The organism is Stenotrophomonas maltophilia (assembly GCF_047497515.2).
Classification (GTDB): domain Bacteria; phylum Pseudomonadota; class Gammaproteobacteria; order Xanthomonadales; family Xanthomonadaceae; genus Stenotrophomonas.
Map to the genome: position 1 here is coordinate 95,431 of NZ_JAXAXL020000015.1, position 15,326 is coordinate 110,756.

12 protein-coding genes and 1 pseudogene are annotated in these 15,326 nt (G+C 67.2%); 3 read left to right on the forward strand and 10 right to left on the reverse strand.

The window, feature by feature from the left end:
- Nucleotide 1 precedes the first annotated feature (1 nt).
- Nucleotides 2-928: an alpha/beta fold hydrolase gene (locus tag ACMZPQ_RS18080; RefSeq protein WP_197583289.1), complete on the reverse strand. Its 927-nt coding sequence runs from the start codon at nucleotides 926-928 to the stop codon at nucleotides 2-4.
- A 203-nt stretch (nucleotides 929-1,131) separates the two neighbouring features.
- Here ACMZPQ_RS18080 and metF point away from each other — a divergent pair, with 203 nt between their 5' ends.
- The gene (gene metF / locus ACMZPQ_RS18085) at nucleotides 1,132-1,959 is read left to right on the forward strand and encodes a methylenetetrahydrofolate reductase [NAD(P)H] (RefSeq protein ID WP_197583290.1); all 828 of its coding nucleotides are present in this window, start codon (nucleotides 1,132-1,134) and stop codon (nucleotides 1,957-1,959) included.
- 40 nt (nucleotides 1,960-1,999) lie between these two features.
- Nucleotides 2,000-2,584: a DUF4124 domain-containing protein gene (locus ACMZPQ_RS18090; RefSeq protein WP_197583291.1), complete on the forward strand. Its 585-nt coding sequence runs from the start codon at nucleotides 2,000-2,002 to the stop codon at nucleotides 2,582-2,584.
- A 90-nt stretch (nucleotides 2,585-2,674) separates the two neighbouring features.
- Here the strand turns inward: ACMZPQ_RS18090 and ACMZPQ_RS18095 are convergent, their stop codons facing one another.
- From ACMZPQ_RS18095 to ACMZPQ_RS18105, 3 genes are all read right to left on the reverse strand, one after another.
- Complete coding sequence (locus tag ACMZPQ_RS18095; RefSeq protein ID WP_197583292.1) at nucleotides 2,675-3,631, reverse strand: Nudix family hydrolase; 957 nt, start codon at nucleotides 3,629-3,631, stop codon at nucleotides 2,675-2,677.
- Between the two features lie 100 nt (nucleotides 3,632-3,731).
- Nucleotides 3,732-6,464 carry a preprotein translocase subunit SecA gene (secA, locus tag ACMZPQ_RS18100; RefSeq protein ID WP_197583293.1) on the reverse strand — a complete coding sequence of 911 codons (2,733 nt, stop codon included), beginning with the start codon at nucleotides 6,462-6,464 and terminating at the stop codon, nucleotides 3,732-3,734.
- 272 nt (nucleotides 6,465-6,736) lie between these two features.
- Complete coding sequence (locus ACMZPQ_RS18105) at nucleotides 6,737-7,693, reverse strand: peptidoglycan DD-metalloendopeptidase family protein (RefSeq protein WP_197582492.1); 957 nt, start codon at nucleotides 7,691-7,693, stop codon at nucleotides 6,737-6,739.
- A gap of 12 nt (nucleotides 7,694-7,705) precedes the next feature.
- On the opposite strand from ACMZPQ_RS18105, the gene ACMZPQ_RS18110 reads away from it, so the two are divergent.
- On the forward strand, nucleotides 7,706-8,155 hold the full coding sequence (locus tag ACMZPQ_RS18110; protein ID WP_197582493.1) for a DciA family protein: 450 nt from the start codon (nucleotides 7,706-7,708) through the stop codon (nucleotides 8,153-8,155).
- A 282-nt stretch (nucleotides 8,156-8,437) separates the two neighbouring features.
- Here the strand turns inward: ACMZPQ_RS18110 and lpxC are convergent, their stop codons facing one another.
- The 6 genes and pseudogenes from lpxC to murC all read right to left on the reverse strand — a co-directional run bounded on the left by lpxC (nucleotide 8,438) and on the right by murC (nucleotide 15,320).
- The gene (gene lpxC / locus ACMZPQ_RS18115) at nucleotides 8,438-9,349 is read right to left on the reverse strand and encodes a UDP-3-O-acyl-N-acetylglucosamine deacetylase (RefSeq protein WP_197582494.1); all 912 of its coding nucleotides are present in this window, start codon (nucleotides 9,347-9,349) and stop codon (nucleotides 8,438-8,440) included.
- A gap of 192 nt (nucleotides 9,350-9,541) precedes the next feature.
- Nucleotides 9,542-10,777, reverse strand: a complete 1,236-nt coding sequence (gene ftsZ, locus ACMZPQ_RS18120) for a cell division protein FtsZ (protein WP_005415297.1) — start codon at nucleotides 10,775-10,777, stop codon at nucleotides 9,542-9,544.
- A gap of 169 nt (nucleotides 10,778-10,946) precedes the next feature.
- The gene (ftsA, locus tag ACMZPQ_RS18125; RefSeq protein WP_005408083.1) at nucleotides 10,947-12,182 is read right to left on the reverse strand and encodes a cell division protein FtsA; all 1,236 of its coding nucleotides are present in this window, start codon (nucleotides 12,180-12,182) and stop codon (nucleotides 10,947-10,949) included.
- A 68-nt stretch (nucleotides 12,183-12,250) separates the two neighbouring features.
- A pseudogene (locus tag ACMZPQ_RS18130) lies at nucleotides 12,251-12,928 on the reverse strand (cell division protein FtsQ/DivIB); the annotation flags it as partial.
- Nucleotides 12,925-13,887, reverse strand: coding sequence for a D-alanine--D-alanine ligase (locus ACMZPQ_RS18135; RefSeq protein WP_197582495.1), 963 nt, complete (start codon nucleotides 13,885-13,887; stop codon nucleotides 12,925-12,927). The gene ACMZPQ_RS18135 and the pseudogene ACMZPQ_RS18130, both read right to left, overlap by 4 nt.
- Entirely contained in the window at nucleotides 13,884-15,320 is a 1,437-nt protein-coding gene (gene murC, locus ACMZPQ_RS18140; RefSeq protein WP_197582496.1) for a UDP-N-acetylmuramate--L-alanine ligase, read from the reverse strand. Before murC ends, ACMZPQ_RS18135 begins: the two co-directional genes overlap by 4 nt.
- Nucleotides 15,321-15,326 lie beyond the last annotated feature (6 nt).

Sequence of the window (15,326 nt, forward strand, 5' to 3'; positions counted from 1 at the left end):
GTCAGGGGTGTGCGGCGAGGAAACCCTGCACCTGCGCCTGCAACCAGCGCGGATCATCCCACATCAGGAAGTGGAACCCCTGCGCGCTCATCGCGATCTGCACGCCGTGCAGCTTCGCATACTGGGCCTGGAACACGGCGAGGGTGCTGGCTTCGGTGCCGCCCATCGGCTGGTAACCGGCCCAGCTGCCCAGCACCAGCGTCGGTGCAGTGATCGCCGCGATGCTGTCACGCAGGTCGGTGGTCATGACCCCGTGCATGGCGTCGGCCGTGGTCTGGCGGTCACTGCCTTCGCCCCAGCGCCCCAGCTCAGCCTGCCGCTGCGGATCACGGGTCATGCCCGGCAAGCCTGCCTTCAACTGCGCCTGCCATTGCGCGGCGTCGGCAGCGAGCATGCCCTTGCGCAGCTGGTCGGCCATCGGCCGCACGCTGTCTGCGGTGGCGTTCGGGTCGCGCGCGGCCGGCAGGAACGGCAATGCATCAACCACTACCAGCGCGCTGACCGCCTTCGGCTCGGCCTGTGCCATCTGCAGGCCCAGCAGGCCGCCGAGGCTGTGGCCGACCACCACCACCGGCCCCAGCTGCTGGTCGTGCAGGTAGGCCAGCAGCTGCCCGCGCATCGCCGGCAGGAATTCGGCCGGGCGCGGATCGGTGGGCGCGGCGCCGGCGAAGCCCGGCAGCTGCACCAGGTGGCACTGCACATCCTTCAGCGCCAGGCAGGTCTCGCGCCAGACCTCGGCGCTGCTGTTGAGGCCGGGGATCATCAGCAGCGGGCGCCCCTTGCCGACCACCTCGACCTGCACCTTGCCGGTGCCGGTTGCTGCCGCCGCATGCGCCGAGCCAGAACCGAGCACGGCCATCGCCATGCCGATCATCGCCAGCCGGGCCAGCGCCTTCATTGCGTACCAGAGTGCCAGGAAGATCTTCATCGTCTGCTCCTTCATCGGGTGGGTGTTGCCGGGATGGGAGCAGCGTGCCGCCAGCCATGGCGCCGCGGTTGCGATTTCGGAGCAGCGGCCGCACGGCGGGGCGAACGGTCGCGGGCTTGGGATGGCGGGCCGTCACGCAGTCGTCAAACATCCATCTTGATGAAGCGATATACTGACCTGCATCCGCCGCCGCCGCCCGCGCCATGACCGCCATCAGCTTCGAGTTCTATCCGCCCAAGACCGACGATCAGCGCAGCCAGCTCGACCGCGCGGCGGCCAAGCTGAAGAGCTACGCCCCCGATTACGTGTCCTGCACCTTTGGCGCCGGCGGCTCGACCCTGAGCTACACCTCCGAGACCGTGCGCCATCTGAACCAGCACCACGGCTTCGATGCCGCGCCGCACCTGTCCTGCGTCGGCGGTACCCGACAGGAGATCCGCGAGCTGCTCAAGCTGTACCGCGCCATCGGCTGCCGCCGCCTGGTCGCGCTGCGCGGCGACCTGCCCTCGGGCATGGGCTTTCCCGGCGACATGCGCTATGCCGCCGAGCTGATTGCCTTCATCCGCGCCGAGCACGGTGATGCGTTCCACATCGAAGTGGGCGCGTACCCGGAAACGCACCCGCAGGCGAGCGACGCGCTGGCCGACCTGAAGCACTTCAAGGCCAAGATCGATGCCGGCGCCGATGCGGCGATCACCCAGTACTTCTTCAACCCGGATGCCTACTTCCACTTTGTCGATGAAGTGCGTCGGCTGGGCGTGCAGGTACCGATCACCCCCGGCATCATGCCGATCGCCAACTTCAGCCAGCTGCGCCGCTTCTCCGAACAGTGCGGCGCGGAAATCCCGCGCTGGATCGGCCGCAAGATGCAGGCCTACGGCGATGACGCCGAATCGGTCCGTGCATTCGGCACCGAAGTGGTGGCCAACCTGTGCCAGCGCCTGATCGAGGGCGGCGCGCCCGGCCTGCACTTCTACACCTTGAACCTGGCCAAGCCGACCACCTCGGTGCTGCAGCTGCTGCAGCGCTGAAAGCACGCCGCGCCACCGCGATCGGCGCTACCCTGCGTCGATGAACCGGCTTTCCTTCCTGTTGCTGCTGTCATCGATGTGCGCGGCATCCAGCATTGCCCATGCGCAGTCCACGCGCCTGAACCGCTGCACCGATGCGCGGGGGCAGAGTGTCTATACCGACCGGCCCTGCGACAGCGTGGGTGCGCAGTCACGGCTGCCACCGCCCACACCGGCCGGCAACACCGCGCCGCGCGACACGCTGGGAGCCCGCTGTCCGCGCCGGCTGAGCGAACTGGTGGAGGCCTTGCGCAGCGGCATCCTCAGCAACGATGTGAACCGGCTGTCGTCGCTGTACCTGTGGGGCGCCGTGTCCGACACGGGCGCTCAACGCATCCTTGGCCAGCTGGAATCACTGGCGCGGCGGCCGCTGGTGGACGTGGTGCCGGTGTATCCCTCACAGGCGCTGCCGTCATCGCAGGACGAAGGTCAGAGCCCTGCCGCGCAGGGATCGGAACCGGATCCGCCGGCCGTGCGCCATCCGGTCGGCCTGCGCCTGGAGCAGACGTTGCCGGGCAGCGCGGCGCGTGCCTCCACCGTGCTGGGATTGCGGCGGCAGTACGGGTGCTTCTGGATCACGTTGTGATCGCGGGGGTTCATCCACGCATGGCGTGGATCTACTACATCCGGTGAGGGGTCGGATCCCTTTCCAGCGGAAAGGGCTCTGACCCGGGCATCACGCCGGCCACAGCCCGCGGATGGCGGCGATGCCCTGCCCGCCGTGGCGACGGGCTTCGGCAATGTGGCCGGCGGCCATGCCGCCCAGCGCATAGATCGGCAGTGACACCTGCGCACGCAGCTCAGCGAAGGCTTCCCACCCCAGCGGCGCGGCATCGGGGTGGCTGGCAGTGGCCTGCACCGGGCCCAGCACCGCGAAGTCGCAGCCCAGCTGTTGTGCCGCCTGCAACTGCTGCAGGTCGTGGCAGGAGGCCGCCACCAGCTGTCCCTCGGGCAGCGGGCGCTGCGACAGCGCCAGCAGCTGTTCACTGCCCAGGTGCACGCCCACGCCCAGTGCGCGTGCCAGTTCGATATCGCGGTTGAGCAGCCACTGCACGCCGCTGCGGCGGTGCACGCGCAGGGTCTGCTCGACCAGCGCCTGCCGCTGTGGATGTGACGCGGGCAGGCGCAACTGGATACGCTGCTGGCCGCCCACCACCGCGCGCTGCAGCTGCTCATGCCAGAGCTGCACGGCGCTGGCATCGTCAGCCGGCGCGGGGGTGATCAGGTAGCGGTCGGGCTGGCGCAGCGCGGCCACCACCGGCAGGTCGGCCGGCGGCATCGAGTAGCGGCCCAGCTTGTCCGGCGCCACCCAGGTGATCGCCTGGCCCTCGCGCCCGCGCGGCGTGCCCTTCCAGCTGCGCACATGGCGCACTTCCAGGGTCAGGTGCTTGTCCGGGTAGCGCTGTGGTACGTCCATCAGCCATTCGCCGACATCGGCCTCGATGCCCAGCTCTTCGCGCAGTTCACGCACCAGCGCCTGTTCCGAGGTTTCACCGGATTCGCGCTTGCCGCCGGGAAATTCCCACAGGCCCGCCATGTCGCGGTTCTCGGTACGGCGGTTGAGCAGCACGCGGCCACGGGCGTCGGTGATGACGGCGGCCACGACATGGATCGATCGGGTGGGGGCAGGCATGGGGGGAGCATGCCCAGAACAGGGCGACCAGCGCAATCGCGGATCCTGGCCCGATCCATCCCCACAAATGAAAAGCCCCGCTTTCGCGGGGCTCTTCGGGTCAGCTCAGCTGGCCGTGGCAGTGCTTGTACTTCTTGCCACTGCCGCACGGGCACGGATCGTTGCGGCCGATCTTCGGCTCATCGCGCTGCAGCTGTGCCACGCCCTGGCGTTCGGCCTCCACCTGCGCCGCTTCCTCGTCGGCGCTGTAGCTGCCCGCGTCCTGGTGCTGGAACTGCGACTGGCTCAGGCGGGCTTCCACCTGCTGGCGCTCGGCCGCTTCCAGTGCCTGCACTTCCTCGTCGCTGCGGATGCGCACGCGCGACAGCAGGGTCACCACTTCGCGCTTGACGTTCTCCAGCATGTCCGAGAACAGCTCGAAGGCTTCCTTCTTGTACTCCTGCTTCGGCTGCTTCTGCGCATAACCCCGCAGGTAAATGCCCTGGCGCAGGTAATCCATGCGTGCCAGGTGCTCCTTCCAGCTCTGGTCCAGCACGGTCAGCATCACGTGCTTCTCCAGCGCGCGCATGGTCTCTTCGCCAACGCCAGCTTCCTTCTCGGCGAAGTGCTGGTTGACGCGCTCCTGCACCTTGGCAGCAATCGCCTCGGCGTCCAGTTCCTCGTGGTCCTTGACCAGGCCGGTCAGCGACATCTGCAGGCCGAAGTCCGACTCCAGGGTCGCCTCCAGGCCACGCAGGTCCCACTGCTCGTCGATCGAGTTCGGCGGCACGAAGCGCGCCACCACGTCGAAGATCACGTCGTCGCGGATGCCGTCGACGTTGCCCTTCACCGACTCGGCGTCCAGCAGTTCGTCGCGCTGGGCGTAGATCACCTTGCGCTGGTCGTTGTTGACGTCGTCGAAGTCCAGCAGGTTCTTGCGGATGTCGAAGTTGTGGGCCTCGACCTTGCGCTGCGCCTTTTCGATCTGGCGGCTGACCAGGCGGTCCTCGATGACGTCGTCTTCCTTCATGCCCATCATGCGCATGGCCTTCTGCACCCAGTCGGAGGCGAAGATGCGCATCAGGTTGTCTTCCAGCGACAGGTAGAAGCGGGACGAACCCGGGTCACCCTGGCGGCCCGAACGGCCACGCAGCTGGTTGTCGATACGGCGCGATTCGTGGCGCTCGGTGCCGACGATGTGCAGGCCGCCCGCAGCCTTCACTGCATCGTGGCGCTTCTGCCATTCGGCCTTGACCGCGGCCTTCTGCGCGTCGGTCGCGTCCTCGCCCAGTTCATGGATTTCCGCTTCCAGCGAACCGCCCAGCACGATGTCGGTACCACGGCCGGCCATGTTGGTGGCGATGGTCACCGCCGCCGGACGGCCGGCGTTGGCGACGATCGTGGCTTCGCGGTCATGCTGCTTGGCGTTGAGCACTTCGTGCTTCACGCCGGCCTTGTTCAGGTGCTCGGACAGCATTTCCGAGGTTTCGATCGAGGTGGTACCTACCAGCACCGGCTGGCCACGCTTGGCGCACTCTTCGATGTCGGCCAGCACCGCATTGAACTTGCCCTTGCGGTTGAGGAACACCTGGTCCGGGCTGTCCTTGCGGATGGTCGGGCGGTTGGTCGGGATCACCACCACTTCCAGGCCGTAGATGCTCTGGAACTCGAACGCTTCGGTATCGGCCGTACCGGTCATGCCGGACAGCTTCTTGTACATGCGGAACAGGTTCTGGAAGGTGATGCTGGCCAGCGTCTGGTTCTCGCGCTGGACCGGCACGCCTTCCTTCGCTTCCACCGCCTGGTGCAGGCCATCGGACCAGCGGCGGCCGGCCAGGGTACGGCCGGTGAATTCGTCGACGATGACCACTTCGCCGTCGCGCACGATGTAGTCCACGTCACGCTGGTAGATGGCGTGCGCGCGCAGCGCGGCATTGAGGTGGTGCACCACGGTCAGGTTCTGCGCCGCGTACAGGCCTTCGGTCTCGCCATCGAGGATGCCGGCTTCCACCAGCAGCCGCTCGGCGTGCTCCATGCCTGCTTCGGACAGGTGCACCTGCTTGCCCTTCTCGTCGACCCAGAAGTCGCCTTCGCCGTCTTCCACATCCTGCTTGATCAGGTGCGGCACGACGCGGTTGACGCGGATGTACAGCTCCGGGGAATCGTCGGCCGGGCCGGAGATGATCAGCGGGGTACGCGCTTCGTCGATCAGGATGGAGTCGACTTCGTCGACGATGGCGTAGTGCAGGCCGCGCTGGTAGCGGTCGGCCTTGGACAGCGCCATGTTGTCGCGCAGGTAGTCGAAACCGAATTCGTTGTTGGTGCCGTAGGTGATGTCGGCGGCGTAGGCTTCGCGCTTGTCGCTGTGCGGCATGCCCGGATACACCACGCCCACGCTCAGGCCCAGCCAGTTGTACAGCTTGCCCATCTGCGCGGCGTCGCGGCGGGCCAGGTAGTCGTTCACGGTGACCACGTGCACGCCCTGGCCTTCCAGTGCGTTGAGGTACACCGGCAGGGTCGCCACCAGGGTCTTGCCTTCACCGGTGCGCATTTCTGCGATCTTGCCCAGGTGAAGCACCATGCCGCCGATCAGCTGCACGTCGTAGTGGCGCATGCCCAGCACGCGGCGGCCGGCTTCGCGGCAGACCGCGAACGCTTCCGGCAGCACCTTGTCCAGGGCTTCACCGCCAGCGATGCGCTGCTTGAACTCCGGCGTCTTGGCCTGAAGCTGCTCGTCGGAAAGCTTCTCGATCTCCGGCTCCAGCGCATTGATCTTGGCGACGATGCGGTTGAGCTGGCGCAGCTGTCGTTCGTTACGACTGCCAAATACGCGGGTAAGCAGGCTGTTGATCATTGAAGGAACCGGGTTGGATGGACACGACGCCCGGCCTCCCCCTGGGAATCCGTCCGTCGCAAACGAAACAGGGCGCCTGGCGCCCTGTCGATGGCAACACCCATTGTAGCTTGGGACGGCCGCAAGGGGTTTCAACCCCGTGGGTAGTGCCGGCCGCTGGCCGGCAACCTCGTTCGGGCCCCTCAAGGAATTGCCGGCCAGCGGCCGGCACTACCAGATCACCCGCATCGGGTCAGAGTCCTTCCGCGGCGCGGGAGGGATCCGACCCGGGATCAGCCGCGGCTGATGCGGCCGACCGGCGTGTTGCCGCCGTCGCCGAGGAACTTGCGCGGGTTGACCACGTTGCCGTTCTCCCACACTTCGAAGTGCACGTGGGCACCGGTCGAACGGCCGGTGGAACCGGCCTTGGCCACTTCCTGGCCGGCACGGACCAGGTCGCCCACCTTCACTACCAGGCGCGAATTGTGCGCGTAGCGGGTGACATAACCGTTGCCGTGATCGACGTCGACCACGTTGCCGTAGCCACCCTTCACACCGGCGAAGCTGACCACGCCTTCGGCCACGGCCATCACCGGGTCGCCGACCTTGGCGTGGAAGTCCATGCCCTTGTGGGTGGCGGCACCGCGGCCGAACGGGTCGGCACGGGTACCAAAGCCGGAGGTCACGTAGCTGTTGCGGATCGGCATGCGCGAGGGCACGGCGTTCTGCTGCAGCTGGTGGTCGAACATCAGCGATTCCATCACCGACAACTGGCGGCCTGAAGCAGCGAAGCGCTGCTCCAGCACCTGTAAGTCGGCGTTGACGTCCTTGACCGGGATGTCGCTGGTCGGGCCACCGGCATCGCCGTCACCCAGGCCGGGGGTCTCGTTGAAGTCGAACTCGCCGTCTTCCAGCTTGCCCATCTGGGTCAGCCGTTCGCCGAGTGCGTTCAGGCGGGTGGCCTGCGCCTGCAGCTCGCCGAGGCGGGCGGCCAGCGCATTGACCTGGGTCTGCGCATCACGCTTGACCTTGGCCAGCTCCGCGTCCTGGCGGTCGACCTTGGCCTGCAGGCGCGAATCATTCAGCGCGCTGGCACCAATGCCTCCGGCAAGGCCGATAATGCAGCCTACCCCGAGCACGCTGCCCAGCAGGGCGCGGGGGCGGTCCTCGAAATAGAACCGCAAACGCGTGATCGGCGACGCCTTGGCCTGTCCTTCACGCGTTTTGATTACGATCTTTTTGAATGCCATCAGTGAGTTTTCATGTCTGAGCCGAAATCCAGCGTTCGCCCCGCAGCAGTACCGAAACCGGCGCTGGATGCGGTGATGGCTGACAAAAGCGGAAACCCGCTGCGGCGTGCCATGTGGCTCGACGCGCTGGACCGTCAGTTGCGCCCCCAGTTGCCGCCACCCCTGCGCAGCCGTTGCCGGCTTGCCAATGTGGACGGGGAACACCTCGTTTTTCTCGTCGAGTCCCCGGTCTGGCATGCCAAGTTGCGGCTTGCCGAAGCCCAGTTGCTCGACGCGGCCCGTTCCATCGGGCTGAAGGCCACCAAGGTGACCATCAAGACTGCGTCCACCACTCCCTCACGCTCCCCAGCGATCGATAACCGGAATGGCCCCCACGCAGTTTCAGCCGCCACGCACAAAGGGCTACGCGACGCCTTGGCTTGCCTGCAGGACGTTCCTTCGACGCCGAAGAAGCGGTCCTGACGACAACGGAGCATCCGGCTCCGCTCCCCGTCGCGCGTGTCACCACGGCGTGAAACATTTCGGGGGCCGGGTCGCATCCTAGCTGCCATCCGGGGGCCTGTCGTTAGATTGTTGTTAAAACCGCGTTAAATTCAGGCTTCCGATCCAACAGGTTCACAAAACCGTGACCTCGAACCGGGCTTGACGACCCTCAAGCACGCTGAATGCGCCGCGTCCGCCAGAAACAGCAACGCCGCCCGGGTAGGCGGCGTTTTTTCTTTCAGAATCAACAGCCTATGAAGGTCAGGCGTAGGCCGGCGTGGCGTATTCAACCGGATCCGGCGTGGCCGGCGAGTCGAACGTGACCCACTCCCAGGCCGTGGCGTCGGCCATCAGCGCGCGGACCAGCTTGTTGTTGAGCGCGTGGCCCGACTTGAAGCCCTCGTAGGCGCCCAGCACCTGGCCACCGGCCAGATAGAGGTCGCCGATCGCATCGAGGATCTTGTGGCGCACGAATTCGTCGGCGTAGCGCAGGCCGTCTTCGTTGAGCACGCGGAACTCGTCCAGCACGATGGCGTTGTCCATCGAACCGCCCAGGCCCAGGTTGCGCTCGCGCATGTACTCCAGGTCGCGCATGAAGCCGAAGGTGCGTGCGCGGGAGATTTCCTTGGTGTAGGCCAGCGTCGAGAACTCGATTTCCTGGCGCGACTGCTTGGCCGGGATCATCGGGTGGTCGAACTGGATGGTGAAGCCCAGCTTGTAGCCCTCGTACGGGGTGAAGCGGGCCACCTTGTCGCCCTCGGTCACCTCCACCGTCTTCAGCACGCGGATGAAGCGCTTGGGCGCATCCTGCTCCACGATGCCCGCCGACTGCAGCAGGAACACGAACGGGCCGGCCGAACCGTCCATGATCGGCAGCTCGGCCGAGGACAGTTCAACGATGATGTTGTCCACACCCAGGCCGGCCAGCGCCGACATCAGGTGCTCGACGGTCTGGATCTTGGCGTCGTTGCAGGTCAGGCCGGTGCACAGGGTCACCTCGGTGACCAGTTCGGCCTTGGCGGGCACTTCCACCACCGGGTCCAGGTCCACGCGCCGGAACACGATGCCATGGTTGACCGGTGCCGGGCGCAGGGTCATGTAGACCTTGTCACCGCTGTGCAGGCCAACGCCGGTGGCGCGGATCGTGTTCTTGAGGGTGCGTTGCTGGATCATGGGGGATGGACCGGAAGTGACACATTAGATTAACACGCACGGTGCCCTACCCCGGCTGAAAGGCAGGCAGGACACACCGGCGCGCCAATGGGACGCACATGAAGCAGGGCGGCCGGGCCCATCCTGGCCCGGCGCCCGCATTTTCAGGACATGGTGGCGCAACCCGGGGAGGACAACCCCGGGCAGCCCCGCTTAGTCCGCCTGGCGGCGCAGGAAGGCCGGGATGTCCAGGTAATCGTTCGGCAGTTCAGCCGCCGCCGGGGCCGAAGCGGCCGGGGCCGACGGCGCGGAGGCCGCCGCGGTATCGCTGCTGGCACGGCGCAGGCCCAGGCCCATGCCGCCCACGGCCTTGGACACGGCGTCGCCGCCGTTGTCGAACTCGCCGAATTCCGGCTGGCCGGTGGTGGCATTGCGGACCAGCTTGATCGGCGCACGCTCGCCCGGGCGCTGGGTCTTGCTGGCCGAGACGCGGTTCAGGCCGGTGGCGACCACGGTCACGCGCACTTCGTCCTGCATGTCCGGATCGAGCACGGTGCCGACCACCACGGTGGCGTCTTCCGAAGCGAAGCCGTCGATGGTGCGGCCGATTTCGTCGAACTCGGCCATGGTGAAGTCCGCGCCGGCGGTGATGTTGACCAGGATGCCGTTGGCACCCGCCAGGTTCACATCGTCCAGCAGCGGGTTCTGGATCGCCGATTCGGCAGCGGCCTGCGCGCGGTCATCGCCGCGGGCGGTGCCGGTACCCATCATCGCCAGGCCCATTTCGGACATGACGGTGCGCACGTCGGCGAAGTCGACGTTGATCAGGCCCGGACGCACGATCAGGTCGGCGATGCCCTGCACGGCGCCCTGCAGCACGTCGTTGGCGGCACGGAAGGCCTGGATCATGGTCGCGTTGCGACCCAGCACGGTGATCAGCTTCTCGTTCGGGATGGTGATCAGCGAGTCGCAGTGCTGGCTCAGTTCCTCGATGCCCTTCAGCGCCACCTGCATGCGGCGGCGGCCTTCGAACGGGAACGGCTTGGTGACCACGGCCACGGTCAGGATGCCCATTTCCTTGGCCAGCTGCGCCACCACCGGTGCAGCGCCGGTGCCGGTGCCGCCGCCCATGCCGGCGGTGATGAACACCATGTCCGCGCCCTGCAGGGCGTCCATGATGCGCTCACGGTCTTCCAGCGCGGCCTGGCGGCCGACTTCAGGGTTCGCGCCTGCGCCCAGGCCCTTGGTCACGTTGGTACCCAGCTGCAGCTGCAGCTTGGCACCGCAATTCTTGATGGCCTGCGAGTCGGTATTGGCGGTGATGAACTCCACGCCATCCACCGCCGAGTTGACCATGTGCGCCACGGCATTGCCGCCGCCGCCGCCCACGCCAACCACCTTGATCACCGCATTGGGTGCCATCTTTTCGATCAGTTCAAAATGCGCCATGTCCGTGTCCTCGTTGTATCCGCTTGTCGGTGGCATGGACGGTCGGGCCTCCTGCCTTCGCGTGTCATGTTGCCGTTGCGGCTGTGTGGGTTGTGTGTTGCGTTGCTGCGTCTGTGATGCGGGTGTTGCAGGTGTTGCCCGGGCATCGCCCGGTGTTGCGGGTTCCGCGTCAGAACTCGCCGCGGAACCAGGTCTTGAGTTTCTTGAACATGCTTCCAGCGCGCCCGGTCGGCAACGACGGACGCCGCGGATGCTCGATCTGGCTGCCCATCAGCAGCAGGCCCACGCCGGTGGCATGCACCGGGTTGCCGACTACTTCGCCGAGGCCGGTGACGTGCTGCGGGATGCCCACGCGTACCGGCATCTGCAGCATTTCCTCGGCCAGCTCGACCACGCCTTCCATCTTCGACGCGCCACCGGTCAGCACCATGCCGGCACGCACCAGTTCCTCGAAACCAGAGCGGCGCAGTTCGGCCTGCACCATCTCGAAGATTTCCTCGTAACGGCCCTGCACCGCCTGCGCCAGCGAATGGCGCGGCATGCGGCGCGGCGGGCGGTCGCCCACCGACGGCACCTGGATGCTTTCCTCGGCGGTGGCCAGCTGGGCCAGCGCGCAGGCGTAGCGCACCTTGATCTGCTCGGCTTCCGGGGTCGGCGTGCGCAGCATGTGCGCGATGTCGTTGGTCACGTGGTCGCCGGCGATCGGCAGCGAAGCGGTGTGGCAGATCGCACCCTGCACGAACACCGCGATGTCGGTGGTGCCGGCGCCCATGTCGACCAGCACCACGCCCAGCTCGCGTTCGTCAGCGGTCAGCACCGCCACGCTGGAGGCCAGCGAGGACAGCACCAGGTCGTCCACCTGCAGGCCGCAGCGCTGCACGCACTTGCTGATGTTGGCCGCAGCCGACTGCGCGCACACCACCAGGTGCGCATGCACCTCCAGGCGCACGCCGGTCATGCCGACCGGGTTGCGGATGCCTTCCTGCGAATCGTCCAGCACGTACTCGCGCGGAATCGCATGCAGGATCTTCTGGTCGGCCGGAATCGCCACCGCCTTGGCCGCGTCCAGCACACGATCCAGGTCGCCCCAGGTCACTTCACCGTCGCGGATCGGCACGATGCCGGGCGAGTTCTTGCACTGCACATGGTTGCCGGAGATCGAGGCGTACACCGAGCGGATCTCGCAGCCGGCCATCAGCTCGGCTTCTTCCACCGCGCGCTGGATCGACTGCACGGTCGATTCGATATCGACCACGACGCCGCGCTTCAGGCCACGCGATTCGTGCGAGCCGATGCCGATCACTTCGATCGGGTTGCCCGGCGAATACTCGCCCACCAGCGCCACCACCTTGGAGGTGCCGATGTCCAGGCCAACGATCAGCGATTTGTCACCCTTGCGATTCATGTCCTTTCCTGCGTCCTGCTGGCGGGGGTCGCCGGCGTTTTCGCCGGCGTGGCCGGGGTACCCCAGCTCAGCGTGAAACCATTGGTGTAGCGGAGGTCGGCGCGCTCGATCGGCGCGTCCTGACGGTTCAACTGCGGCAGCACCTTGACGAAGCGCTGCATGCGCGAGCGCGCGTCGTCACGGCCGACCACCACTTCGGTGCCGTTGCTCAGCACCAGCGACCAGCTGCCACGCGCGTCCATCGTCACCCGGCGCACATCGACGCCGGCCGGTGCGAACAATGCACGCGAGTCGCTGTACAGCTTCATCACTTCTTCGGTCTGGCTGTCCGGGCCGTCCAGTTCGGGCAGCGCCAGGTCGGCCAGTTTCTTCGGCGTGGGGAACAGCTTGCCCTGCTCGGAGACCAGGCGGTCGTTGCCCCAGCGCGCGAACGGCTTGTGCTCGACCAGCGTCACTTCCAGCACATCGGGCCACTGCTTGCGCACCTGCGCGCTTTCCACCCACGGCAGCTTTTCCAGCGCGTCCTGCGCGTCCTGCAGCTTGACCGCGAAGAAACCGGCATGCGCATACGGCAGCAGCACCTGCTGCAGCTGTTCGGCCGGCACCCGCTTGAATTCACCGTGCACGCGCAGCTTCGCCAGCGGCCAGCGCTCGGCGCCGACCCAGCCATTGACCACGGCCACCACCGGCAGTGCAACCACCGACAGCGCCAACAGCCAGACGAAGATGCGCAGCACCGCGTTCATGCGCGCGGGGCCTCCATTGTCTGTTCCAGCACGCGCCAGACCAGTTCTTCGAAGCCGATGCCCGCCTGTGCGGCTGCCTTGGGCACCAGCGAGTGGCTGGTCATGCCCGGTGCGGTGTTCACTTCCAGCAGGAAGAAGCGCCCGCTGGCGCGGTCACGCATCACGTCCACGCGGCCCCAACCGCGGCAACCCGCGGCACGGAACGCCGCCAGCGCGATGCGGCGGATCTCGTCTTCGTCGGCACCGTCCAGGCCAGGGCAGAGGTACTGGGTGTCCTCGGCGATGTACTTGGCGTTGTAGTCGTACCACTGGCCCTTGGGCACGATGCGGATCGACGGCAGCGCCACGTCGCCGAGGATGGCCACGGTCAGCTCGTCGCCGACCACCATCTGTTCCATCAGCAGCTGGCCGTCGTAGCGCGCGGCCAGCGCCACCGCCTCGTCCAGGCCAGCGTCATCGGTGACCCGGCTGATGCCCACGCTGGAGCCTTCGTTGGCCGGCTTCACCACCACCGGCAGGCCCAGTTCGGCGGCATTGGCGTGCACGTCCTCGGCCGTGACCTTCCGGTACTGCGGGGTCGGCAGGCCCAGCGACAGCCACACCTGCTTGGTGCGGATCTTGTCCATGCTCAGCGCCGAACCCAACACGTTCGAGCCGGTGTACGGCACGCCGAAGGCGTCCATCAGGCCCTGCACGATGCCGTCCTCACCGCCACCGTTGTGGCCGTGCAGGATGTTGAACACGCGATCGACACCGCCGGCGGCCAGCACCTTGGCCAGCGCCGGAATGCCGTCCACGGCGAACGCATCGATGCCGCGCGCCTGCAGCGCTTCCAGCACGTTGCGGCCGGAGTCCAGCGACACCTCGCGTTCGCTTGAACTGCCGCCGAGCAGCACGGCGACGCGGCCGAACACGGCCGGGTCGGTCACGCGCAGCGGCGGGAAGGTCAGCGTGCTCACGCTTCGCCCTCCGCCTTGAACCCTTCCACCGCGATGTGGCTGGCCACGGCGCCGATGTCGCCGGCCCCCATCATCAGCAGCAGGTCACCGTCCTGCAGCACGTCCGGCAGCACGCTGGCCAGTTCGGCCGCCTTGCCCACCACCACCGGCTCGCTGCGGCCGCGCGCACGGATGGCACGCGCCAGCGCATGCGAATCGGCGCCGGCAATCGGCTCTTCGCCGGCCGGGTAGACCTCGCTCAGCACCAGCGCGTCGACACTGGACAGCACCGCGGCGAACTTGTCGAACTGGTCGCGGGTACGGCTGTAGCGGTGCGGCTGGAAGGCCACCACCAGGCGCTTGTCGGCCCAGCCACCGCGCGCGGCGGCGAACACCGCTTCCAGCTCGCTCGGGTGATGACCGTAGTCGTCGATGATGCGCACCTTGGCACCGCTGGCGGTGGTCACTTCGCCCAGATCGTTGAAGCGACGGCCGACACCGGCGAACGCTTCCAGCGCGCGCGCGATGGCGTCCGGGGCCACGCCCAGCTGCCAGCCCACTGCGGCCGCGGCCAGTGCGTTCAGCACGTTGTGCTTGCCCGGCAGCGCCAGTACCACTTCCTGGCTGGTGCCCTGCGGCAGGCGCAGGGTGAAGCGCATGCGCGATCCTTCCTGCACCACGTTCTCGGCGCGCACGTCGGCCTGCGGGCTCATGCCGTAGCTCATCACGTGGCGCGGGGTCTTGGCGGCCAGTGCAGCCACTTCCGGGTCATCGATGCACAGAACGGCCAGGCCGTAGAACGGCAGGCGCTGCAGGAACTCGGCGAACGCCGCCTGCACGCGGGCAAAGTCGTTGCCGTAGTTCTCCAGGTGGTCGGCATCAATGTTGGTGATGATCGACATCAGCGGGTTCAGGCGCAGGAAGCTGCCATCGCTTTCGTCGGCCTCGGCCACCAGCCACTGGCCACCGCCCAACTTGGCGTTGGCACCGGCGGCCAGCAGCTGGCCACCGATCACGAACGTCGGGTCCAGGCCGCCTTCGCTCAACACTGCAGCGGTCAGGCTGGTGGTGGTGGTCTTGCCGTGGGTACCGGCCACTGCAATGCCGCGGCGGAAGCGCATCAGTTCGGCCAGCATCGCCGCACGCGGCATGATCGGAATGCGCTGGCTGCGCGCTTCCATCAGTTCCGGGTTGTCCTCGCGGATCGCGCTGGACACCACCACGCAGTCGGTGCCCAGCACGTTGGCTGCCGAGTGGCCGCGCATGATGCGCGCGCCGAGGCTGGCCAGGCGGCGGGTCGCGCCGTTGTCGGCGTTGTCCGAGCCGGACACTTCATAGCCCAGCGTCAGCATCACTTCGGCGATACCGCTCATGCCGGTGCCACCGATGCCGACGAAATGCACGCGCGGGAACGCGCGCACCAGGTCGTTGGTGTCGTGCAGGCGACGGATCATGCGCGG